Annotated in this window: 21 protein-coding genes and 1 riboswitch; of the genes, 11 read left to right on the top strand and 10 right to left on the bottom strand. The window is 69.3% G+C overall.

The window, feature by feature from the left end; genetic code table 11:
• Positions 1-19 precede the first annotated feature (19 nt).
• The 6 genes from OG801_RS22510 to OG801_RS22485 form a co-directional block, all read right to left on the bottom strand.
• The gene (locus OG801_RS22510; protein WP_406031486.1) at positions 20-802 is read right to left on the bottom strand and encodes an alpha/beta fold hydrolase; all 783 of its coding nucleotides are present in this window, start codon (positions 800-802) and stop codon (positions 20-22) included.
• 4 nt (positions 803-806) lie between these two features.
• A complete protein-coding gene (gene prfB, locus OG801_RS22505; protein ID WP_355018644.1) occupies positions 807-1,925 on the bottom strand; it encodes a peptide chain release factor 2 in 1,119 nt (372 codons plus the stop codon).
• A gap of 134 nt (positions 1,926-2,059) precedes the next feature.
• Positions 2,060-2,899 carry a C40 family peptidase gene (locus OG801_RS22500; protein WP_355018643.1) on the bottom strand — a complete coding sequence of 280 codons (840 nt, stop codon included), beginning with the start codon at positions 2,897-2,899 and terminating at the stop codon, positions 2,060-2,062.
• Between the two features lie 5 nt (positions 2,900-2,904).
• Positions 2,905-3,076: riboswitch (cyclic di-AMP (ydaO/yuaA leader) on the bottom strand.
• Positions 3,077-3,289: 213 nt separating this feature from the next.
• A complete protein-coding gene (locus OG801_RS22495; protein WP_355018642.1) occupies positions 3,290-3,970 on the bottom strand; it encodes a response regulator transcription factor in 681 nt (226 codons plus the stop codon).
• Positions 3,971-3,984: 14 nt separating this feature from the next.
• The gene (ligD, locus tag OG801_RS22490) at positions 3,985-4,902 is read right to left on the bottom strand and encodes a non-homologous end-joining DNA ligase (protein WP_355018641.1); all 918 of its coding nucleotides are present in this window, start codon (positions 4,900-4,902) and stop codon (positions 3,985-3,987) included.
• Entirely contained in the window at positions 4,902-5,870 is a 969-nt protein-coding gene (locus OG801_RS22485) for a DNA ligase (RefSeq protein WP_406031485.1), read from the bottom strand. The genes ligD and OG801_RS22485 overlap by 1 nt, the downstream gene beginning before the upstream one ends.
• Before the next feature lie 244 nt (positions 5,871-6,114).
• On the opposite strand from OG801_RS22485, the gene OG801_RS22480 reads away from it, so the two are divergent.
• The 8 genes from OG801_RS22480 to kynA all read left to right on the top strand — a co-directional run bounded on the left by OG801_RS22480 (position 6,115) and on the right by kynA (position 12,661).
• The gene (locus OG801_RS22480) at positions 6,115-6,363 is read left to right on the top strand and encodes a hypothetical protein (RefSeq protein ID WP_406031484.1); all 249 of its coding nucleotides are present in this window, start codon (positions 6,115-6,117) and stop codon (positions 6,361-6,363) included.
• A gap of 142 nt (positions 6,364-6,505) precedes the next feature.
• Complete coding sequence (locus OG801_RS22475) at positions 6,506-7,339, top strand: Ku protein (protein ID WP_355018638.1); 834 nt, start codon at positions 6,506-6,508, stop codon at positions 7,337-7,339.
• Between the two features lie 120 nt (positions 7,340-7,459).
• The gene (locus tag OG801_RS22470; RefSeq protein WP_355018637.1) at positions 7,460-7,819 is read left to right on the top strand and encodes a YciI family protein; all 360 of its coding nucleotides are present in this window, start codon (positions 7,460-7,462) and stop codon (positions 7,817-7,819) included.
• Positions 7,816-9,090, top strand: coding sequence for an RNA polymerase sigma factor (locus OG801_RS22465; RefSeq protein WP_406031483.1), 1,275 nt, complete (start codon positions 7,816-7,818; stop codon positions 9,088-9,090). Before OG801_RS22470 ends, OG801_RS22465 begins: the two co-directional genes overlap by 4 nt.
• A gap of 41 nt (positions 9,091-9,131) precedes the next feature.
• A complete protein-coding gene (locus OG801_RS22460; protein ID WP_355018635.1) occupies positions 9,132-9,947 on the top strand; it encodes an alpha/beta hydrolase in 816 nt (271 codons plus the stop codon).
• Positions 9,948-9,981: 34 nt separating this feature from the next.
• The gene (gene kynB / locus OG801_RS22455) at positions 9,982-10,614 is read left to right on the top strand and encodes an arylformamidase (protein ID WP_406031482.1); all 633 of its coding nucleotides are present in this window, start codon (positions 9,982-9,984) and stop codon (positions 10,612-10,614) included.
• Entirely contained in the window at positions 10,611-11,864 is a 1,254-nt protein-coding gene (gene kynU / locus OG801_RS22450) for a kynureninase (protein WP_406031481.1), read from the top strand. The genes kynB and kynU overlap by 4 nt, the downstream gene beginning before the upstream one ends.
• Positions 11,861-12,661: a tryptophan 2,3-dioxygenase gene (kynA, locus tag OG801_RS22445; RefSeq protein ID WP_406031480.1), complete on the top strand. Its 801-nt coding sequence runs from the start codon at positions 11,861-11,863 to the stop codon at positions 12,659-12,661. The genes kynU and kynA overlap by 4 nt, the downstream gene beginning before the upstream one ends.
• Position 12,662: 1 nt before the next feature.
• Here kynA and OG801_RS22440 read toward each other — a convergent pair whose 3' ends face one another.
• The 3 genes from OG801_RS22440 to OG801_RS22430 form a co-directional block, all read right to left on the bottom strand.
• Positions 12,663-13,583 (bottom strand): methylenetetrahydrofolate reductase, encoded by a 921-nt coding sequence (locus tag OG801_RS22440; RefSeq protein ID WP_355018631.1) that lies wholly within the window; start codon positions 13,581-13,583, stop codon positions 12,663-12,665.
• Between the two features lie 71 nt (positions 13,584-13,654).
• Positions 13,655-14,563 carry a CoA ester lyase gene (locus OG801_RS22435; protein WP_355018630.1) on the bottom strand — a complete coding sequence of 303 codons (909 nt, stop codon included), beginning with the start codon at positions 14,561-14,563 and terminating at the stop codon, positions 13,655-13,657.
• A gap of 112 nt (positions 14,564-14,675) precedes the next feature.
• Positions 14,676-15,266 (bottom strand): ArsR/SmtB family transcription factor, encoded by a 591-nt coding sequence (locus tag OG801_RS22430; RefSeq protein ID WP_406031479.1) that lies wholly within the window; start codon positions 15,264-15,266, stop codon positions 14,676-14,678.
• A 67-nt stretch (positions 15,267-15,333) separates the two neighbouring features.
• On the opposite strand from OG801_RS22430, the gene OG801_RS22425 reads away from it, so the two are divergent.
• Positions 15,334-16,635, top strand: a complete 1,302-nt coding sequence (locus OG801_RS22425) for an MFS transporter (RefSeq protein WP_406031478.1) — start codon at positions 15,334-15,336, stop codon at positions 16,633-16,635.
• A 57-nt stretch (positions 16,636-16,692) separates the two neighbouring features.
• Complete coding sequence (locus tag OG801_RS22420; protein WP_406031477.1) at positions 16,693-18,750, top strand: collagen binding domain-containing protein; 2,058 nt, start codon at positions 16,693-16,695, stop codon at positions 18,748-18,750.
• On the opposite strand, the gene OG801_RS22415 is transcribed toward OG801_RS22420, so the two are convergent.
• Complete coding sequence (locus OG801_RS22415; protein ID WP_406031476.1) at positions 18,710-22,660, bottom strand: NAD-glutamate dehydrogenase; 3,951 nt, start codon at positions 22,658-22,660, stop codon at positions 18,710-18,712. The two genes, OG801_RS22420 and OG801_RS22415, sit on opposite strands and share 41 nt — an antisense overlap.
• Before the next feature lie 184 nt (positions 22,661-22,844).
• Here OG801_RS22415 and OG801_RS22410 point away from each other — a divergent pair, with 184 nt between their 5' ends.
• Complete coding sequence (locus OG801_RS22410) at positions 22,845-23,318, top strand: DUF2505 domain-containing protein (protein ID WP_355018625.1); 474 nt, start codon at positions 22,845-22,847, stop codon at positions 23,316-23,318.
• Positions 23,319-23,343: the final 25 nt, after the last annotated feature.

The raw sequence follows: 23,343 nt of genomic DNA, 5'->3' as shown, positions 1-23,343 counted from the left end.
CTCGGGTCGGGTAGGCACCTCACCGGGCGGCGCGCGCCGCGGGCACTGAGTCAGAGCAGAGCCGGCTGGCGAGAGCGGGTGGGGTCCTTAGGGATGGGGATCCCACCCGCGACGCGAGCCACGCCAGGACGGTGCCGGCGAACTCGTCGGGCTGGTTGCGATGCACGAAGTGACCGACGTCGAAGTGGACGAGGTCGGCCTGCGGAATCCGCTGGGCGACCTTCTCCAGGTCCGACTGCGGGATGTGGCTGTTGCCGCCACCAGCCACGATCAGGGTCGGCATGGGCAGCAGCTCGAGCTGCTCCCACATCCACGCGTCGTACATCGTCGCCTCGACCAGCAGGGACGCGATGCACTCCCAGTCGTGGGGCATCGGCCTGGCCGCGCGCCCGGGCGACCTGCGCTCGCGCGGCGCAGGTGGCACCACGTCCTCGATGATCAGCCGGGAGACCAGGTCGGGCCGGTGCATCGCGACCAGGAGGGCGACGTTGCCGCCGGTCGAGTGCCCGACGACCACGGCGCCCGAGATCCCGAGCGCGTCCATCGCCACGATGACGTCGTCGGCGATGAGCCGGTGGGAGTACTCCGAAGCCCAGTCCGAGTCCCCGTGCCCCCGCATGTCGAAGGCATGCACCCGGTGGTCGGCCGCGAACGGCGGCACCACACCCTGCCACCGCTTCGCGCTGCCTCCGAGCTCGTGCAACAGCACCATCGGCACCCCGTCCTCAGGACCGTAGGCGTCATAGACGTACGCCGCTCCCCGGCCCGGGAGTGGAAGCCTGGTGCGCGTCAGCGCATCCATCAGGTCAGTTCTGTTCGGCCTTCTCGGCGCCACGGCGCCACCGGATCCCGGCCTCGAGGAACCCGTCGATGTCCCCGTCGAAGACCGCCTGCGGGTTGCCGGTCTCGTAGGTCGTACGCAGGTCCTTGACGATCTGGTACGGGTTGAGCACGTAGTTGCGCATCTGGTCGCCCCACGAGGCGGCGACGTCACCCTTGAGATCCTTGAGGTGGGCCTCCTCCTCAGCCTTCTTCAGCGCGAGGAGCTTGGCCTTGAGGACGATCATCGCGGCGGCCTTGTTCTGCAGCTGCGACTTCTCGTTCTGGCAGGAGACCACGGTGCCGGTCGGGATGTGGGTCAGCCGGACCGCGGAGTCGGTGGTGTTGACCGACTGGCCACCCGGCCCCGAGGAGCGGTAGACGTCGACCTTGATCTCGTTCTCGTCGAGCTCGATCTCGTCGGTCTGCTCCAGCACGGGCACGACCTCGACCGCGGCGAAGGAGGTCTGGCGGCGGCCCTGGTTGTCGAAGGGGCTGATCCGCACCAGACGGTGGGTGCCGGCCTCGACGGAGAGGGTGCCGTAGGCGTAGGGGGCGTGGATCGCGAAGGTGGCGGACTTGAGCCCGGCCTCCTCGGCGTAGGAGGTGTCGAAGACCTCCACCGGGTACTTGTTGCGCTCGGCCCAGCGGACGTACATCCGCATCAGCATCTCGGCGAAGTCGGCGGCGTCGACGCCACCGGCGCCGGAGCGGATCGTCACCAGGGCCTCGCGGGCGTCGTACTCCCCCGAGAGCAGGGTGCGGATCTCGAGGCTCTCGACGGCCTTCTTGACCCGGCCCAGCTCGGCCTCGGACTCGGCGAGCGAGTCTGCGTCGCCCTCCTCCTGGGCCATCTCGACCATCAGGCCGAGGTCCTCGATGCGGGTGCGGAGCTCGGTGAACTTGTTGAGCTCGTTCTGCAGCAGGGAGAGGCGGCCGGTGACGCGGGTGGCGTTGTCCTGATCGTCCCAGAGGTCGGGCGCGGCGACCTGCTCGCCGAGGTCGGCGATCTCCTTGCGCATCGCGTCCAGGTCCAGCACCTGGCCGATGGTCTGCATCGTTGCCTGGAGCTGCTTGATCTCGGTGTCGAATTCGGGGCCTGCCACGTCTTACAGGTTACTTGACGCGTGGTGCCGCACCCGATTCGCCGACCTTCAAATATGCGCTCGCCCTCCGGTACGGGGAACCGGAGGGCGAGCGCCAGGGGGATATGGGCCCCGAGACTGGGCTCAAAGGGAGGTCAGGCCTGGTGGGTCGAGCCGGCGAACCAGCCGTCCCAGGCAGCCTCTTCACGAACCGACGCGCCCGGCTTGGGGGCGTGCAGCATGATCGCCTGACCGTTCTCCCAGCGCAGGAAGATGCCCACGTGGTAGACCGGGCTGCCCCAGAACATCAGGTCGCCGCGCTGAATCTGGTCGTTCGGGACCGTCGGCAGCGCAGCGGCCTGGTCCCGCGAGACCCGGGGAAGCTCGATGCCGGCGGCACTGAAGGCGTACTGCGTCAGGCCGGAGCAGTCGAACGAGCTCGGGCCGGTGGCACCCCAGACGTACGGGTCGCCGATCTGCTCCGAGGCGACGCTGATCGCCCGCTCGATCTTGCCTTCCTGGCTCGCAGCGAAGGCCTTCGCCTCAGCCTCGGCCTTCTTCTTCGCCTCCGCGGCCTTCTTGGCGGCGATCGCTGCCTTGCGCTTCGCCTCGGCGGCCTTGCGGGCTGCCTCGGCCTTGCGCTCCTGCACCTCGACAGCCCTCTCGAGCTGCTTGATGTCGGTGAGCATCGCGGTGGGGGTGGCCGAGGCCTCCAGGGTCGGAGCCTCCACCACCTTGGCCGCCTCGACGGTCGACTCGACCGTCGTGGTCTCGTGGGAGGCCGGGGCGGCGTTGGCGGCGGGCACCGCCACCAGGGCACCGGCGGCGATGCCGCTGGCGAGGGTGATGCGGCCGATGAGCTTGCCGTGGCCGCTGAGCGTCGTCCTGAGCTTGTCGAAGGGAGATCCTGCGATCGACCGGGCGATCGAGACGTTCGGCGACCGGAACGGGCGGGGCGCGCCTCGATGGGCAGGGTTGGATACGGACTTGGACATGCGTGAGTTCCTTCCCACGCCTGCGAGGTGAGCTGTCGGGTTCGGGCTAGAAGGTTGCCCGGCCATCTGCGATGGCTTCACCCCAAGCGACCGTCCGAGTTAGTCGCGTGGAACTTGGGTCCCCCGCTCCTGTCCCATACGTACTGCTGAGTGTGAGGGTAAAGGGGGTTCAGTAGTTGGGGCCGGCGTCCGGAGGGACAGGATTCGGCGTGTACCGGGGCCGGTCGTGCGTTCTGCACGGCTCAACCAAGGTGACATGCGATCTGGAACGGATCCAATCCCGAATGGCCGAACCTGGAGCACAATCCGCGTGTTCACGCGTGACTTTGCCGTCGTTTGTGAAACATCTCACGGACTGAACACGCGTATGACACCGTGTCGAACTTGCGTTTACTCCGCAGCTTCGAGACGGAAACCGACGCCGCGGACGGCGACGACCTTCTCCTGCACACCGGCCGCCTCGAGCTTCTGGCGCAGGCGTCCGACGGTGACGTCGAGCGTCTTGGTCGAGCCGTACCAGTTCTCGTCCCAGACCTCGGCCATCAGCCGGTCACGGGAGACGACCTTGTCGCGGGAGGCGGCCAGGACGGCCAGCAGCGCGAACTCCTTGCCGGTCAGGGTCACCTCGCGCTCGCCGGCGTAGACCCGGTGGGCAGCCACGTCGATGCGCAGGGCGTCGTCGTCGGCGCCGAGCTCGACCGGACCCGAGCGGCGCAGCAGCGCGCGGACCCGCGCCTGGAGGACGGCCAGCGCGAACGGCTTGGCCAGGTAGTCGTCGGCACCGGCGTCGAGCCCGACGACCAGGTCGATCTCGGCATCACGTGCGGTGAGGATCATGATCCCGCCCTCGTAGCCGTTGTCGCGAGCGGCCTTGCAGACCTCGAGCCCGTCCATGTCCGGAAGGCCCAGGTCGAGCAGCACCAGCTCGGCGTCGTACGGAGGTGCCAGCAGCTCCAGCGCCTTCTTGCCAGAGTCGACCCAGGTGACGTCATAGCCCTCACGCTGGAGCGTGCGCACCAGGGGAGCAGCGATGTCCTCTTGGTCTTCTACGACAAGCACGGAGTTCGACATGAAGAGAACAATAGTTACAGCCCCGTAGGGCTTGTGAAGAGATCCCCCCTTTCAGATAAGCGCGTGATCACATCGTTAGGTCCGAGCTGGTCGATACCGAGGGGATCCTCGGCCCCTTCGGAGACCTCATCCCAGGTCACCGGAGCAGCGACGGTGGGGATCCCTTTGCCTCGCAGCGAGTAGGGACAGATCGTCGTCTTCGATCCCGAGTTCTGCGACCAGTCCAGGAAAACCTTGCCTGACCTGCGACTCTTGGTCATGGTCGCAGTGACCTTGCGCGGGTGGGCCTTCTGGAGGTCCTCGGCGATCTCCTTGGCCAGCGCCGTGGCGACGTCCGGCTCGACGGGCTCCGGCAGGGCGGCGTACAGGTGCACGCCCTTGCTCCCGCTGAGCACCGGAGTCGCGGAGAGGTCACGGGCGCCCAGCGCCTCCCGCACGAGCAGCGCCACCTCGCAGCACTCCTGCAGGCCGGCCGGCTCGCCGGGGTCGAGGTCGATCACGATCCGGTTCGCCCCGGCCGGGGCGCCGTCGCCACCGACCGTCCACTGATGGACGTGCAGCTCCAGCGCGGAGAGGTTCGCGGCCCAGGTGAGGGCGGCGAGGCTGTCGAGGATCGGAAAGGTGAGTGTTCCCTCCCTGTGGTCGGCGGTTCGGGATCCCGTTGTCGGAACGACGACCGTACGGACCCAGCTGGGTGTGCCGGCCGGTGCGTTCTTCTCGAAGAACGACATGTCGCCGACGCCGTGCGGCCAGCGGATCCTCGTCACGGCGCGGTCCTGGAGCTGCGGCAGGAGCGCCGGCGCGACCTGGGCGTAGTAGTTGAGCACCTCGCCCTTCGTCATGCCCGTACGTGGATAGAGCACCTTGCTGAGGCTGGTCAGGGTCAGGACCCGGCCGTCGACCTCGACGCGTACCTCTTCTCGTTCGACCATCACAGATCCTCCGGTGAGACGTCGTCCCTGATCCCGATGAAGCTCGGCTGCCGCAGCCGGCCCTTGTAGCTCGCCGCCGCGACGGCGGTGCCGTGGGTCTCCACCTCGACGACGAGGAGCGGCTCGACCCAGTGGGTGCCCCGAGCGTCCAGCGACGGCACTCCCCCGTCGGGGTCGACGTCGGGTCCGGCGAAGGGGCTCCGGCTGGTCACGCGGAGCAGCTCCCCGAGTCTCTGGGCCCGCTTGCCGGTGATGCCGCTGCCGACCCGCCCGCGGTAGATCAGACCCTGGGGCGTCGGCTGCCCGACGAGCAGGGCGCCGAGTCGTTCGGTGCCGCCCTCGGTGCCCACCTCGGGTCGCCAACCGCCGACCACCAGGGAGGCCCGGTAGCGGTGGGCCAGCTTGATCCAGTCCTTGCTCCGCTCCCCCGGCCGGTAGCGGCTGCCGCGCCGCTTGGAAACGATGCCCTCCAGCCCCTGCGCCCGCGTCACCTCGTGGAGCATCCGGCCGTCGTCGTAGGTCGCCGGCACCTGCCACGAGCCCAGGTCGCCGTCGGCATGGACGGCCTCGAGGATCTTGCGGCGCTCGGCCCAGGGCTCCTCGATGAGCAGCCGCCCGTCGAGACGGAGAAGATCGAAGACCATGTACGTCGCCGGGATCTTCTCCGCGAACCGCGCGGCGCGGCGTGCGTCGCGGTTGTGCATCCGATCCATGAGCACCCGGAAGTCGGGCAGCCCGGCGTCGTTGAGCGCAATCACCTCCCCGTCGACGACGATGTCGCGTTCCGGCCCCCTCGCGATCTCGGGCCAGGCGGGGGTCGCGTCGTTGTCGTTGCGTGTGGTCAGCCGGGTCTGCGTACGTCCTTCCGGGCTGTCGCCGAGGAGGCGGATGCCGTCCCACTTGACCTCATGGACCCACTCCTCCCCCGGAGGAACGTGGGCGCCAGGGGTGGCGAGCATGGGACGCATGCGTCCATCTTGCCTCTACGAAGTCGTTGCACCGGGCAGATCTGGTCCAATCCTCACGCCCAGTCGACGCCGACGCCGGCGCTACTCCAGATCGGGTACCTCGGCCGGTGGTCGGCTGCCGCGCTCGACCAGGCAGGCCTAGCGTCTGGGTCACGGGTCAGCGACCCGTGGGCCCTCTCCGTTGGGTTGGCGGAGGGGGCCCGTTTCGGCTTCGCACCCAACCGGGGAGAGAGGGCCCAGACCCATGACCATCCAGCTACGTGTGCTGTTCGTCTTTGCCGCGCTGATCGCGGCCCCCGTCGCTGCCTACATCGGGCTCATGCCCCTCGACGCACCATCGTGCGGGACCGGGCTGCGCCCCGAGGACATGTGCTTCTGGACCACTCCCGAGGAGCGCCGCCCGGAGGCGCTCGTGTGGCTCGCAGGCTCGGTCGGCCTGGTCGTGGCGGCGTTTCTCAGCGGCCGCTATCACTGGACCGGTCGCGACCTGTGACCATTGGCGCCGCCGTCGCGTGAGCCGACCCTGGCGAGTGCATTCCTCTCACCCGCCGTGTGACAGGTGCGGTTAAGGGGTACCGAGAAACTGGATTCCGGCAGATACTGGGGAAGTCGTTGCCGTTGCGGAGGGAGTCACCATGCGTGCGATCTGGAAGGGCGCGGTGTCGTTCGGGCTGGTCAGCGTGCCCGTGAAGCTCTATTCGGCGACGGAGTCCCACGACGTCTCGTTCCGTCAGGTGCACCAGTCCGACGGCGGCCGGATCCGCTATCAGCGGATCTGTTCGATCGACGGCGAGGAGGTGCCCTACTCCGAGATCGCGAAGGGCTATGAGACCGAGGACGGCGAGATGGTCGTGCTCACCGACGACGACTTCGCCAACCTGCCGACGACCTCATCGCGCGAGATCGCGGTGGAGAAGTTCGTGCCGAGCGACCAGATCGACCCGATGCTCTTCGAGAAGAGCTACTACCTGGAGCCGGAGAACACCGGGGTCAAGCCCTATGCGCTGCTGCGCCAGGCTCTGCTCGAGGCCGACCGTGTCGCCTTGGTGACCGTCGCGCTGCGGCAGCGCACCACGGTCGCGGCGCTGCGGGTGCGGCCGACCGACAACGGCGACGTGATCGTGCTGCAGACGATGATGTGGCCCGACGAGATCCGGGTGCCCGACTTCAAGGTCGAGGCCGGCGAGATCAAGGACTCCGAGATCAAGATGGCCAACATGCTCGTCGAGACCCTCGCGGGCGACTTCCATCCCGAGGAGTTCTCCGACGACTACGCCAGCGCCGTCGAGGAGATGGTGAAGGCCAAGATCGAGGGCGGCGAGGTCGAGCGGACCCCCACCTCCACCAAGACCTCCGGCGAGGTCGTCGACCTGCTCGCGGCGCTGCAGCGCTCGGTCGCCGCGGCCAAGAAGTCGCGCGGCGAAGAGGTCCCCGAAGAGGCCGAGGACAAGAAGTCGGAGGCGTCCTGAGGCGTCCTGACCGACACGTACCGAATTCTCTGGTGCTGACGTGTCGAAAGCGGCAGGCTCTTCTCGACGCGTAGGCGACGACGCGCAACGGACGCGACGCCGACACGCAAGGAGAAGCCGATGCGCTACATGATGTTCGTGAAGATGGACCCCGAGGCCGGGCCGCCGCCGGTCGCGCTGATCGAGGCGGTGGAGGCCGAGATCAAGCAGCAGTACGCCGACGGCATCCTGCTCGACGCCGACGGGCTCGGTCCCGCGGTGGAGATCCGGCTGACCGCGGGCGAGGTGACCCACATCGACGGGCCGTTCGCCGAGGCCAAGGAGGTCGCCGGCGGGTTCTCGCTCTTCGAGGTCCGCTCGCCCGACGAGGCCATCGAGCTCGGGCGCCGGATGATCCAGCTCCACGAGGAGCTGTGGCCGGGACAGGACGTGGCCGTGGAGATGCGGCCGCTGTTCGGTCCGCCGACCCCGGCTGAATGAGCTCGCCCACCGAGCACGCGATCGTCGCGGTCTGGCGCAACGAGTCCGTACGCCTCCTCGCCGGTCTGGCGCGGATGACGCACGACCTCGACCTGGCCGAGGACCTCGCCCAGGATGCTCTCGTCGCGGCGCTGGAGCAGTGGCCGCACGAGGGCATCCCTCGCAACCCCGGAGCGTGGTTGATGTCGATCGCGAAGCGGCGCGCGATCGACGGGTTCCGCCGTGACGAGGTGCTGCGCCGCAAGGTCGCCCTGCTGGGCCACGAACTGGAGGAGGGTGAGATGCCTGACCTGGCTGCCGCCGTCGATCACATCGAGGACGATGTGCTGCGGCTGATGTTCCTCTCCTGCCATCCGGTGCTGGCTCCCGACTCCCGCACCGTGCTGACCCTGCGGCTCGTGGGCGGGCTGACGACCGCCGAGATCGCCCGGGCCTACTTCGCCAAGGAGTCGGCCGTCGGCCAGCGGATCTCGCGGGCGAAGCGCACCCTGGCGGAGGTCGGGGCCTCGTTCGAGCTGCCCACCGGCGAGGAGCGGACGGCACGGCTGCGCGACGTGATGCAGACGATCTACCTGGTCTTCAACGAGGGCTACGCGGCCACGTCGGGGCCGTCGTGGACCCGGCCTGAGCTGTGCCTGGAAGGGATGCGGCTGGCCCGCATGCTGGCCGCGCACGCCCCGGGCGATCCCGACGCACAGGCGCTGCAGGGGCTGCTGGAGATCCAGGGGTCACGGCTCGCGGCCCGGGCGGATGCAGAGGGTCACCCGGTGCTGCTCGAGGACCAGGACCGGACCCGCTGGGACCAGTTGCTGCTGCGGCGCGGCCTGGCCGCGGTAGACCGGGCGACGGCGCTGGCCTCCTCCGGCACCCCCGGCGGAAGCTATCTGGTGCAGGCGATGATCGCCGCGTGCCACGGCCGCGCCCGACGGGCCGAGGAGACCGACTGGGCCGAGATCGCACGCCTCTACGACATGCTCGCGACCGGCGTCCCCGGCGCCGTCATCGAGGTCAACCGGGCGGTGGCACACGGGCGCGCTTTCGGTCCCGATGCCGGGCTGGCCATCCTGGCAGCACTCCCCGAGGGAGCGCTTCCTGGGTCGCATCTGCCCGCCGGCGTACGTGGTGACCTGCTGCACCGCGCCGGGCGGCACCTCGAGGCCGCGGTGGCGTTCGACGAGGCGGCATCGTTGACCACCAACGCCGGAGAACAGGAACTTCTCCAGAAACGTGCGGCCGCGTGTCGAAGCGACGAGGTCTCGTCCGACGCGTAAGTATCAACCGGCTCGACCACCGCGACAGAAGTGAGCAGACGATGACCACAACCACCACCTCCGCCGACGGCACCACGATCGCCTACGACGTCACCGGCACCGGCCCGGCGCTGGTCCTGGTCGACGGGGCCCTGTGCTACCGCGGCTTCGGGCCGTCGAAGGAGCTGGCCGACGCGTTCTCGGACCGGTTCACCGTCTACCGCTACGACCGCCGCGGCCGCGGCGACAGCAACATCGCCAAGCCGGCTGCCGCCGGCACGATGGAGGCGGTCGAGCAGGAGGTCGCCGACCTGGGGGCGGTGATCGAGGCGGCCGGCGGGCACGCCCACCTGCTGGGCCTGAGCTCGGGCGCGTTCCTCGCCCTGGAGGCCGCACGGGCCGGGCTGCCGATCGACAAGATCGTCGCCTACGAGGCGCCGCTCATCCTCGACGACACCCACCGCCCCAACGACGCCGACCTGGCGCAGCAGGTCGAGGCCCTGGTGGAGAAGGGCAAGCGGGCCGCCGCGGTCGAACTCTTCATGCGCATGGTCGGCATGCCGCTGATCGCGGTCAAGATGATGCGGCTCACCCCGGCCTTCAAGAAGCTCATCCCGGTCGCCCACACGCTGGTCTACGACCTGGGCATGTGCGTGCCGTTCCAGCAGGGTCTGCCCCTGCCGGGCGGCTACTTCAAGAACGTGTCGGTGCCCGTGCTGTCGGTGGCGGGCAGCAAGAGCCCGACCTACATGACCAACGCCCAGCAGGCCATCTCCAAGGCCGTTCCAGAAGGCCGCTACGTCGTCCTGGACGGGCAGGACCACATGGTCAAGGCCGACGCCCTGGCTCCGGTGGCCACCGAGTTCCTCACCGCCTGAACGACCCCGCCGGAGGGCGGCCTATCCTGGCGCCATGGCGCAGCTCTGGGACATCTCCCCACCGGTCCATGCATCCTCGCCGGTCTTCCCCGGTGACCATGCCACCGAGGTCGGCTGGACGTTCCGGATCGGCCCCGGGTGTCCGGTCAATGTCGCCGAGCTGACTCTGTCGGCCCACGTCGGCGCGCACGCGGACGCTCCGCTGCACTTCACCGACGGCGGCACGCCGGCCGGCGAGATGCCGCTGGAGCCGTTCCTCGGTCCGTGCCGCGTGGTCGACGTGTCGGGGGTACGGCCGCTGGTCACCGTCGACGACATCGACCTCACCGATCTTCCGCCGCGCGTGCTGTTCCGGACGTACGCCACCCAGCCGACGACCTGGGACGACGACTTCTGCGCGCTCGACCCTGCGCTGATCGACCTCCTGGCCGCCCACGGGGTGCAGCTGGTCGGCACCGACGCGGCCAGCCTGGACCCGTCCTCCTCCAAGGATCTTCCGGCCCACTTCGCGACCCATCGTCATGACGTACGCATCCTGGAGAACCTGCTGCTCGATGAGGTACCCGCGGGCGACTACGAGCTGATCGCGCTCCCCCTCAAGCTCACCACCGCCGACGCCGCGCCCGTGCGCGCCGTGCTCAGGCCGATCAAGGAGACTGCCGAATGAACCGCGACGATGCGGTCGCTCTCGACCAGGCCGACCCACTGGCCCCGCTGCGGGACCTCTTCGACCTGCCCGAGAAGACGATCTATCTCGACGGCAACTCGCTGGGCGCTCTCCCCCGCGCCACCGCCGGCCGGGTGGCCGAGGTGGTCACGCAGGAGTGGGGCCAGGGACTGATCGAGTCCTGGAACACCGCTTCCTGGATCACCCTCCCCCAGCGCGTCGGCGACAAGATCGCCCGGCTCGTCGGCGCAGGTCAGGGCGAGGTCGTGGTCGCCGACTCGACCTCGCTCAACGTCTACAAGGTGCTCGCCTCGGCGCTCTCGATCGCTTCCGCCGACTCACCTGAGCGGCGCATCGTGGTCAGCGAGCGCAGCAACTTCCCGACCGACCTCTACATCGCCTCCTCGCTGTGCCGTGACCGCGGCTACGAGCTGGTTCTGGTCGACTCCCCCGACGAGATCGAGGGGCTGCTGGACCGGACCGCGGTGCTGATGCTGACCGAGGTCAACTACCGCACCGGCTACCTGCACGACATGGCCGCGGTGACCGCGCTCGCGCACGAGCACGGCGTGCTTGCCGTCTGGGACCTGTGCCACTCGGCCGGTGCGGTGCCGGTCGACCTTCGGGGCGCCGACGCCGACTTCGCGATCGGCTGCGGCTACAAGTTCCTCAACGGCGGCCCCGGCTCGCCTGCGTTCCTGTGGGTCAACCCTCGCCACGTCGACCGTTTCGAGCAGCCGCTGTCGGGCTGGATGGGTCACGCGGCGCCGTTCGAGATGTCGCCGGGCTACCGGCCCGCGGAGGGGGTCTCGCGCTACCTGTCCGGAACCCCCGCCGTCATCGGCATCTCCGCCCTGGAATGCGGCGTCGACACGCTGCTGGCGGCCGAGACGTACGGCGGTCTCGAGGCGATCCGGGAGAAGTCGCTCGCGCTGACCCGGCTCTTCGCCGACCTGGTCACCTCCCGGCTTCCCGGGTTCACGATCGAGTCCCCGCTCGACGACGCGCAGCGGGGCAGCCAGCTCTCGCTGAGCATCGGCGAGGGTGCGTACGCGATCGTGCAGGCGCTCATCGAACGCGGTGTCGTCGGCGATTTCCGCGCAGGCTCACCGGACATCCTCCGTTTCGGCGTCACCCCGCTCTATACGCGCTACGTCGACGTGTGGGACGCCGTCGACCACCTGGTCTCGGTGATGGACAACGACGAATGGCGCGACGAGCGCTTCTGGACCCGAGGAGCAGTCACATGAGCAGCACGCAGGACCTTCCGATGGACTACTCCGACTATCTCCACCTGCCGGAGGTGCTCGGCGCGCAGCACCCGCTCTCGGGCGACCACAACGAGATGCTCTTCATCGTGCAGCACCAGGCGATGGAGCTGTGGATGAAGCTCGCGCTGCACGAGCTGACCGAGGCGCAGCGGCTCCTCGCCGAGGATGCCGTGCGTCCGGCGTTCAAGGGGCTGGCCCGGGTCTCCCGGATCATGGAGCAGCTCGTGCATGCCTGGGACGTCCTCTCGACCCTGACCCCGACCGAGTACGACAAGTTCCGCCCCTACCTGGCCACCGGCTCGGGCTTCCAGTCGTGGCAGTACCGCTGCATCGAGTTCGCGCTCGGCAACAAGGCCGCCTACACGCTCCGCGTGCACGAGGGACGCCCGCACGAGCAGGATGTGCTGGCCGCGTACGGACGTCCGTCTCTCTACGACGAGTCGCTGCGCCTGCTGGCCCGGCGCGGCTTCGACATCCCGTCCGATCATCTCGACCGGGACTGGAAGCAGGAGTACGCCGCCTCCGACGCCGTCGAGGCCGCCTGGGGCGAGGTCTACCGCGACCCGGACAAGCATTGGGACCTCTACGAGCTCGGTGAGGAGCTCACCGACCTCGAGACCGCCTTCCGGGTCTGGCGGTTCCGGCACGTGACCACCGTCGAGCGGATCATCGGGTTCAAGGTCGGCACCGGCGGGACCAGCGGTGTCTCCTACCTGCGCAAGCAGCTCGACATCATCCTGTTCCCCGAGCTGTGGGCGATGCGCACGGGGCTGTGAGTCAGCGCGCGAGCTTCCCGCGGAGCCGCTCGGCGAGACGTACGGAGGCCTCGATCTCGACCTTGCGGATCGAGACGGACTCGATGTTGATACCGAACGGCACGCCGAGCTGGCGGCAGAAGGACATCAGCTCGATCGCCGTCGCCTCGGCCTGCTCGAGCGAGGCGTCGAGAGTGTCGGTGGCGTGGCGCAGCTCGTTCTCGATCCAGCGTGGGACGTCGACGCCGAGCCAGCGGAGGAACTCGAGGGTCTTCATGGAGCCGCAGACGGAGAAGGTGAACACGATCGGCACCGGCTGCAGGCCACGGGTCTCGCACTCGTAGCGGTAGTCGGAGACGAGGTTCTTGGCGGCGTTGACGTCGTAGACGACCTGGGTGACGAAGTAGGAGCAGCCCGCCTCCTGCTTGGCGATCAGCCGAAGGTGCTCGTCGCCCTTGGCCGTGTGTCGCTCGGGAATGGCGACGGCGCCCAGGAGCAGGTCGGGGTTGGCCTCGTTCCGGATCTGCTGGGCACGGCGCAGGCTGGTGGCGACCCGCTTCTCACCCGAGGAGGCGCCGACGAAGACCGACAGCGCCTTGGCCGGGTCCTGGGTCTTGACCCAGTCGCGCAGTGTCGGCTCGTCGTACTTGCCCGTGGCCCGGTAGACGACGGCCGGCACGTCGAGACCGGCGAGGTTGCGCTCGAGGAACTCGGCGGGGTCGAGGGTGCGTGCGAACGGGAACGGCCGCTCTTCCGGGTTGCGGTCGGACTCGTCGTCGATGTCGTAGAGGATCAGCCCGTCGACATCGAGGGGCCGGATCCGCTCGAGCGTGACCTCCGCGATCTGCTGCACCCTCTCGGGTGCCGTCGTCACCCTCGGCGGGGTGACGGCGAACAGAAGAATCTCACCGGCACGGTCATTGATGCGCTGCTGCAGATCCACGACATCAACGCTAGCCGAGCCGTGCCGACCCGGCGCGTCTGTCCCACCCCAGAGCGCCGAGTCGGCGTCGATCAGTAGACGCTCGGCCCCGAGGTGGGGGCGTCGTAAGCCTCGGTGTCCGGCTTGATCTTGAACAGCTCGGCACGGCGCTTGATCGTCTCGGCGCGAGCCAGACGCGGCTTGTCGCTGCCGTCGCGGATCACGCGGCCGCCCTCCTCGAACTTGTGGAGGAACTCGTGGGCCCAGGTCACGTCGGACGGTGTCGGGCTGAACGACTCGTTGATCACCGAGGGCTGCTCGATGTCGAGGCAGAGCTTGCCGGTCATACCCATCGCGACGCCGTCGGCCGACTGCTCACGCAGCAGCGGGTGGCTGCTGCCCACCGTCGGGCCGTCGATCGGGCCGGACAGGTTTCCGATCCGCGAGGCCAAGACCAGCTTGGTCCGCGGGTAGGCCATCGCGAGCGGGTCGTTCTCCGCACCCGTGTCGCGGCGGTAGTCACCGGAGCCGAAGGCGAGCCGGTAGGCGCCGCGGGCGCGCGCAATCGTCGCGGCGTCCTCGATCCCCAGCGCCGACTCGAGCAGCGGGATCACCGGGGTCTTGCCACCCAGCCGCTGGAACGTGTCGGTCACCTGGTCGGGCGACTCGGTCTTCGCGAGCATCACACCGGCGAGCGTCTCGATCCCGGCGAGCGCCGCGATGTCCTCGCTCCAGTCCTCGGTGGTCCAGTCGTTGATGCGTACCCAGGCACGGCCGCCACCCTTGAGCCAGCTGGTCACGTTCTCGCGCGCCTGCGACTTGAGCGAGGTGTCGATCGCGTCCTCCATGTCGAGGATGATCTGGTCGGCTCGGCTCAGCTGGGCGTCGTCGAAAATCTCCGTACGCATCGCGGAGACCAGGAGCCAGGACCGGGCGTTGTGGCCCTCGACTCGGTTGGCTTCGCGGACCTCGCGCTTCTCGGCGATCTGGCTCGTGCTCATCGTTCGTCTATCTCCCTACTGGCGTCCTGGATGGGCGCGACTTCGGACGGTAAACCAACTTCTCGGTGACTCGCGAGTAGGAGGCGGCCTGGGGCAGGCGTTGAGACATGACTCACGTCGCCGCCCCCGGATCGGCCTCACCGGCCAGGTCCGGCATCGGCTGAACGAGCTGGTAGACCGAGTAGAGGTCCCGCTCCTCACCGGATGGCTGGCGGCCGGTCTCGCGGTAGCGCGCGACGACCTGGTTCAGCTCCTGCTGCAACTCGAGGGCCTCGTCCTTGGTCAGTCGCAGCGACGACTCCGACACGAGCCGCCTGGCCTGATCGTCCTCGAGATCCGAGGAGACCTTGAAGGCCTCGTCGACCAGATGGTGCCCCCAGGCGACGGAGCTGCGCTGGAACACCGTGTACGCCGCCTCGCCTCCCGGCTGCTGGACCATCTCTCTCGGGCTGATGGTGATGTCGTCGTCGGTGAGCCGCCAGACACGGTCGCGCTTGTCCCGCCCGGCGTCGGGGTCGATCTCCACCAGGCCGTACTTCGCCAGCTGCCGGAGATGGAAGCTGGCCTGGTTGGCCGGGATGCCGGTGCGCTGGGCGACATCCGCGGCCCGGAGGGAACCCGCCGCGGACAGCTCATGCAGCACCCGGTTGCGAGTCGGGTGGGCGATCGCGCGCAGGATCCGCGGGTCGTCGTACGTAGCCATGGCCGCAGTCTACAGAATTCCGCAATACATATTGCGCAACATACCTTGCGCACCTTATGGTGCGGGTATGCCCTCCTACCGCGAGCTCGCCCGCAACCACGACTTCACCGCCCTCTGGATCGGCGCCACCGTCGCCGAGCTCGGGACCCGGGTGAGCCTCTTCGCGATGCCCCTGGTCGCCTACGCGATGACCGGATCCGCCTTCTGGGCCGCGTCCGCGGAGGCGATCCACCTCATCGGGATGGTGGGGATGCTGCTGCCGGCCGGGGTGATCGCCGACCGCCGCCATCGGCTGCGGATCATGCGGTTCGCCCACGGCTCGGGCACCGTCCTGTACGCCTCGCTGGCGATCGCCGGGATCCTCGGCTCGCTCACCCTCCCCCACCTGCTCCTCGTCGCCCTCCTCACCGGAGCACTCAACGGGCTCTTCCTCCCGGCCGAGAACTCAGCGATCAGATCGGTCGTCGCGGCAGACGACCTCCCGACGGCCCTCTCCCAGCAGCAGGCACGCCAGCACATCGCCGGACTGCTCGGCGGGCCGCTCGGCGGCGTGCTGCTCGGCTTCACCCGCTGGGCGCCGTTCGCCGGAAACGCCATCGCGTACGCCGCCGGCTGGCTGCTCCTCGGACGCGTCCGAGCCGACCTCTCGGCACCGCCGGCCCTCACCCGCGCGCCTCGCGAGAAAGCCTCGACCGACCTGGTCGCGGGACTGCGCTACAGCTGGCAGCAGCCGTTCCTGCGTACGCTGCTCTTCTTCGGGCCCGCCGCCAACCTGGCCGTCAACGCGCTCTTCTTCATGGCCCTGCTGCGACTGATCGAGGCCGGGTTCCCGGCCTGGCAGATCGGGTTGGCCGAGGCGGCGATCGGAGCATGCGGGGTCCTCGGCGCGCTGGTCGCTCCGTGGCTCATCGACAAGACCCCGACGGGCAGGCTCACCGCCCTGGTCGCGTGGAGCTTCGTGCCGCTCTCGATCCCCCTCGCGTTCTGGACCCACCCCGCCGTGATGGCTCTGGCGGTCTCCGTCGGCCTCTTCCTCAACCCTGCAGGCAACGCCGGCGTCGCGGCGTACCGGATGGCGATCACCCCACCGAAGCTGGTCGGACGCGTTCAGTCAGCGGCCCAGTTCGTCTCCATGCTCTCGATCCCGCTGGCGCCCGCCCTGGCCGGGGCACTGCTCGCCGTCACCGACGGCACCACCGCGGTCCTCGCGGTCACGGCGCTGGTCGCTCTCGCCGCCCTCATCCCCACGCTCGCTCGCTCCGTACGGTCGATCCCGCGCCCCGCGGACTGGCAGACGCTGCGCTCGAACGATGACAACCTCGGCCACACACGCGCTTCAGAGCGTAAAAATGCGGTTCCGCAGGGATAACCTTCGTCAAGTCCCCCAACGCAACGTTTGCTCCTCGGAAGCAAAGGATCCCCTCGCATGTTCAACCGGGCCTGTCTGGCGTTGGCACTTCTGGCCGGCGTGTTCGTCACGGTGCTGTCTCCGGGACCGGCTCATGCCGCGACCGACTCGTGGGCCGAGTGGGCGCCCGTCTCCGGGACGTCCAACGACTACTCCACGACGATGACCCAGCGGTCCGCGGGCTTCCCCGCGGCCCAGATGGCCAGCGACTCCCGGGCCAACGTCGCCCTTCCCAGCGGCGCGAGCACGTTCCTCGACGCCAGCACACCCCCTGGAGCGAAGTACGGATCGAGCCGCGGCTCGGCCTACATCAACCTGCGCCCGAAGGCCGACACCCCGACCGGCGCTTCGACCACGGCGTACGCCTTCGAGAACCCCACGCCCGACACCGGCTGGGCGTTCGTGCTTGGTGACATCGACTCCGACCAGGTCCAGGTCCAGGCGACCGACGAGAACGGCGAGGAGGTTCCGGCCGCGGCGATCTCCTCGTGGTTCCAGGGTTCGTTCAACTACGCCGGCGGCACCGACCAGCCGACCTGGAACCCGGCCACCTCGACGCTGACCGGCAACCCCACCGCCACCGACACGAACGGCGCCAGTGGCTGGTACGAGCCCGACATCCGGCTCACCAGCCTGACCTTCGTCTTCACCCGCCGGGCCGGCTTCCCGGTCTACCAGACCTGGTTCGTGAGCCGGGCGCGGCCGATCGGCGGCATGGTCTCCGATGTATCGACCTCCGGGTCGTGCCCGGTCGAGAGCTCGGTGCTCACCCTCGTCTCGCCCTACGGGGAGACCCTGGCCACCACGAGCCCCGCCGCCGATGGCACCTACTCCTTCGGCGAGTTCGCCACCCAGGACGGCTACACCGTTCGGCTGAGCCAGCCCGACGGATGTGCGACGGTCGGGCAGACCGAGGCGACCGCCAGCAACCGCGGCGAGGACAGCGACCCCGCCTCCCGGGCCGACTTCGAGGTGCGGCAGGTGATCCCGCAGGCGATCAGCGGCACCGTACGCGACGACGCCGGCGCTCCGGTCCCGGGCGCGACCGTGACCCTCACCCGGCCCGACGGGACCACCGCGACCACGACCACCGGCACCGACGGCAGCTATCTCTTCGACGACAACGCGGTCGGCACCGGCTACTCGCTGACCCTGACGGTGCCCGACGGCTACACCGCGGGCCCCGATGGTACGACCCGCTCCGACATCACCGTCGACGACAGCCCGATCACCGACCAGGACTTCGTGGTCAACCAGCTGGCCAGCGTCTCCGGCACCGTGACCGGCGGCGGCAGCGGGCTCGGCGGCGTCCAGGTGCGCCTGGTCCCCGCCGGCGGCGGCGACCCGATCACCACCGTCACCGACGGCGACGGCAACTACGCGCTCGACGGGGTGCCGCCCGGCGACTACACCGCCGAGATCGAGGCACCCGAGGGCTACACGGGCGCCACCACGCGACCGGTCACCGTGGCGACGAGCGACGTGACCGGGGTCGACTTCGACCTCACCCGCCCCGGCACGATCGCTGGGCGGGTCACCGACGCCTCCACCGGAGACCCGGTCGCCGGCGTCACCGTCACCGTCGACGGGCCCGACGGCCCGATCACCGCCACCACCGACGACGCGGGCGGCTACATCGTCGAGGATCTGCCGCCGGGCGACTACACCATCACCGTCACCGCACCCGATGGGATGCGGGTCGTGGGTGAGGCCTCGCGTACGGTCACGATCACCTCGGCCGGCGAGATCCGGGGAGGACAGGACTTCAGGGTCGACGAGGTCCCATCGCCGAGCCCCACACCGGACCCGACCCCGACGCCGGACCCGACCCCGGATCCCACGCCGACCCCGGATCCGACGCCCACGCCGGATCCGACCGACGTCCCGACTCCCGGCGGAAATGAGAATCCGCCGACGGCCCCGAACCCGGGACCGCCGACGGAAACCTCACCTCAGAGCTCGCTCCCCGAGACCGGCGGCCCGTCGTGGGTGTTCGCCGCCCTCGGCATCTCGCTCCTGCTCGCCGGCACGGTGCTCACCGTGACGGCGCGTCGAGCGTCCCGAATGCAAGGTTGACCTCCTCGTTGAGCACCGAGGTCGCCCAGATCTCCCACCGCAGCGGGTGATCCACGATGGCCTCGGGGAACCGCTCGCGGATCGCGGTCGGGAAGTAGGCCACCAGACGCTCCGTCATCACCGGATCCGCGGCCGGGTCGGGAAGACCCGCGGCGACCAGCTCGCGTCGGCGCTCGATCTTGGTCCAGGCGAGCATCACGGCCAGCTCGGGGGCGGTGAGCCCCTCACCCGCCTCCAGACGGCGGGCGACCTCGGTCGAGGAGGGCAGGCCCTCCACCTCGCGGCCGAGCAGTCCGGCCGTGACCCACTCCGCGATCTGGCGCTCGTGAGCCTCCAGGAGCTGCGGGGCCGAGGCGACCGCACGGGTGAGGGTCACGTTGTGGGCCTCGTTGTGAGCGAGCACCAGCGCGGCGACCTCGTCGGTCATCTCCTCGAGGAGCTCGTCACGCGCGGCCAGCGTCAGCGAGCCCGCGCGTACCTCTCGGTCCAGCAGGATCTTGAGGTTGACCTCGTGGTCGGAGGTGCCGACACCGGCGGAGTTGTCGATCGCGTCGGTGTTGATCAGCCCACCCTTGCGGGCGAACTCGACGCGGCCGGCCTGGGTGATGCCCAGGTTGCCACCCTCACCGACGACCCGCACCCGCAGCTCGGCGGCGTCGACCCGGACCCCGTCGTTGGCGTGGTCACCGGCGTCGTCGTCGGTCTCGCTGGACGCCTTGACGTACGTCCCGATCCCGCCGTTCCACAGCAGGTCGACCGGAGCGCGCAGGATCGCGCTGATCAGCTCCTGCGGGGTGAGCCGCTTGACGTCGGTCGCCAGACCGAGCGCCTGCCGCACCTCAGAGCTGATCGGCACCCACTTCAGCTGCCGCGACCACACGCCGCCGCCCGCCGAGATCAGTGAGGTGTCGTAGGACTCCCAGGTCGACCGGGGCATCTCGAAGAGCCGCTTCCGCTCCTGGAATCCCACCGCCGCGTCGGGCGTGGGGTCGATGAAGATGTGCCGGTGGTCGAAGGCGGCCACGAGCCGGATGCGATCCGAGCGCAGCATGCCGTTGCCGAAGACATCACCGGACATGTCCCCGACGCCGACCGCAGTGATCTCGTCGGTCTGCGGGTCGATGCCGAGCCGCTTGAAGTGGTGCTGCACCGAGACCCAGGCACCACGCGAGGTGATGCCCATGGCCTTGTGGTCATAGCCCGCCGAGCCGCCGGAGGCGAACGCGTCGCCGAGCCAGAAGTCGTACTCCGCCGCGACCGAGTTGGCCAGGTCGGAGAACGTCGCGGTGCCCTTGTCGGCGGCGACGACCAGGTAGGAGTCGTCGCTGTCGTGGCGCACCACGTCGGCCGGCGGCACGATCTCACCGTCCACCCGGTTGTCGGTGACGTCGAGCAGGCCACGCAGGAACGTGACGTACGCGTCCGGACCGGCGACGCCCTTGGGGACGAAGCCACCCTTCGCGCCGCCCGGCACGATCACGGTGTTCTTGACCTGCTGCGCCTTCGCCAGCCCGAGCACCTCGGTGCGGAAGTCGTCGCGCCGGTCGCTCCACCGCAGGCCGCCACGGGCCACGGGGTCGAAGCGCAGGTGCACACCCTCGACGTCGGGCGAGTAGACGAAGATCTCGTACGCCGGCCGCGGCAGCGGCAGGTCGGGCACCTGCTGCGGGTCGAACTTGAACGCGAGGTAGCTCCGACCGCGGTAATAGTTCGTCCGCGTCGTCGCCAGGATCGTGGAGACGTAGCTGCGCAGGATCCGGTCCTGGTCCAGGCTCGCGACGTCATCGAGAGCCTCGATGATCGCCTCGGCCCGCTTCGTCTCGTCACGCGTGGTGAGCGAGGGATCGAACCGGGTCTCGAACAGCTCCACGATCTGCCGGGCGATGCCCGGGTTGGCGCACAGCGCGCCCGCGATCGTCTGGAACGAGTTGGGCGTACCGGCCTGGCGCAGGTAGCGACCGTAGGCACGCAGCAGCGTCACCTGACCGTGGTCGAGACCGGCCAGGACGAGCGCGTTCAGCCCGTCGACCTCGCTGCGGCCGGACCAGGCCTGGTGCAGCGCGGCGACCAGCTGGGTCGGGGTGCCGGCCGGGGTGCCGGAGTAGGCGAGCCCGAAGTCGTAGATGAACCACTCCTCCGACCCGGACGTGCCGACGCCCTCGAGGTCGTAGGGCCGCTCGTCGGTGACCTCGAAGCCGAACGAGGACAGGATCGGGAGCATCAGGGACAGCGAGAGCGGACCACCGGTGCGGTAGATCTTGATCCGGAAACCGCCGGGGCTCTCCGGGTCCTTGTAGAAGGAGAAGTCGACCGCCTCGCCCTGGTGCGAGAGCATCTCGAGCCGGGTCAGGTCTGCGGCGCCGGTGTCGGCGTCGAAGTCCTCCTTGTAGGCCTCCGGGAACGCGTCGAGCACGTGCGAGAGCCGGGCCGCGCCGTCCTCGCCGGCATGGGCGATGACCGCGCTGACCAGGTCGTCGCGCCAGCTCCGCGCGGCCTTGCGCAGCCGCGACTCGAGGCTGTCGACCAGCCCCGGGGTGTCCAGGGCCTTCCCCAGCGACTCGGTGGTGCCGTGGACCACGAAGTGCACCCGGGCGGTGGTCGACTCGCTGATGCGTACGGTGAACTCCAGGTCGGTGCCGCCGAGCGCGTCGAGAAGCACCTTCGAGAACCGCTCGCGGACCGTCGTGTTGTAGCGGTCACGCGGCAGCGAGACGAGCACCGAGACATACCGACCGTACGTGTCGGGCCGGACGGCCACCCGCAGGATGCGACGCTCGATCGCTCCCAGCGCGGCCTCGGCCAGGTCCAACAGCTCCTCGGTGGAGGCGTGGAACAGCTCCTCGCGAGGGTAGGACTCCATCGCGTCGAGCATGGCCTTGCCGGTGTGGCTGCGGGCGTCGTAGCCGGTGTGGTCGAGGACCGCGGCGACCTTGCCGCGTACGACCGGAATCCGGGTCACCGACTGGCGAGCCGCCTTGGTGGTGAAGAGGCCGAGGAAACGGTGCTCGCCGATCACCTCACCGGCGGCGTTGAAGATCTTGATGCCGACGTGGTCGAGGTAGGCGGGCTCCCCGACGGTCGAGCGGGAGTTGGCCTTGGCCAGGACGAGCATGACCTTGTCGCGGGCGTGGGCGGCGACCTTGGGCGGCATCTTGCCGTGGTCGGGGGCCTGCGGCGGGTCGGCGCGCAGGATGCCCAGGCCGGTGCCGGAGCGACCGCGCAGGTACTCGCCGTCGAGGCGGTACTCGCGGTAGCCGGTCAGCAGGAAGTGGTCCTCGGCCAGCCAGGCCAGCAGCTCGGCGGCCTCGGAGGCCTCCTCACGCGGCACGCTGTTGGGCGGGGTGTAGCGCAGACCGGCCGCGATCTCCGCCAGCCGGCGGTGCAGCCTCGGCTCGTCCTCGACGACCTCGCGTACGTCCTCGAGGACTCCCTCGAGGCCCGAGACGATCTCCTTGGCGGCGTCGGGGGCCAGACGGTCGATCTCGATGTGCATCCAGGACTCGCTGATGTCGCCTTCGTTCACCCCCTCGAGCGCACCGGTCACGTCACGGGCGACGTCGATGACGGGGTGGACGACAAGATGCACGTCGAGGCCACGACGGTAGAGCTCGGTCTTGACCGAGTCCACGAGGTAGGGCATGTCGTCGACGACGATCTCGACGACGCTGCGGCCTCCGGCGGACCAACCGTCTGCGGCGGTGGTCGGGGTGAGGATGCGCACGGCGGCGGTGCCCTGCGGGCGGTTCGCTGCCAGCGCCAGATGCGATCCCACCGCGCCGGCGAGATCAGTCTCGCTGCGGCCGGTGAGCTCCTCGGGGGCTACGTGGCGGAAGTAGGTGGTGCTCGGCAGTCGGAACTGCTGGACGTTCTGCTGAGCTTGGACAGGTTTGATATGCGTCTCCGTTGACACACCTGTCACGGTATCCCGGGCGAGCACCGAGTAGGCGGCTGGATCCGAAGGAATCGCCGATGTGAGTCATAGGCTCACGACCTCCCGCCGGCCTGGGGATAAAGAGCATACTCCTGGAATGTGTCGGTTCTCTCGGCCGCTTCGCTGATGACTCTGGCCGGACTAGGCGTCATGATGTGTGCTTATGAGTAAAAAGCTGTCGATCGACCTGGCCTACGACGCGCCGATCGCGGCCGTCTCCGGGATGCTCGCCGATGCGGCGTTCCGCGAGCAGGTCTGCGACGCCCAGCACGCGCTGTCCAAGAGCGTGGCGATCACCGGGTCGACGGTGAGCATCCGCTACGAGCAGAAGGTGAGCGGCGTGCCCGGGTTCGCGAAGAAGTTCGTCGGCGACACCATCGAGGTGCACCAGGACGAGATCTGGTCGGCCGACTTCACCTCCGGCGACCTCAAGGTCACCCTGCCTGGCAAGCCGGGCTCGCTCTCCGGCGTCGCGCGGGTGGCCGAGAACGGCACGAAGACCATCGAGACGGTCACCCTGACCGCTACGGTGAATGTTCCCCTGGTCAGCGGAAAGCTGGAGGATCTCATCCTCTCGATCTTCAAGAAGGCGCTCGAGAAGGAGCATGAGGTGGGCACCCGCTGGCTCGCCGCCTGATCCCCTCAGCCCCAGCCCCAACCCG

The organism is Nocardioides sp. NBC_00163, from assembly GCF_045206295.1.
Classification (GTDB): Bacteria; Actinomycetota; Actinomycetes; order Propionibacteriales; family Nocardioidaceae; genus Nocardioides.
Note: the sequence above shows the minus strand (reverse complement) of the source record. Positions and strands in the feature narration are given on the sequence as shown.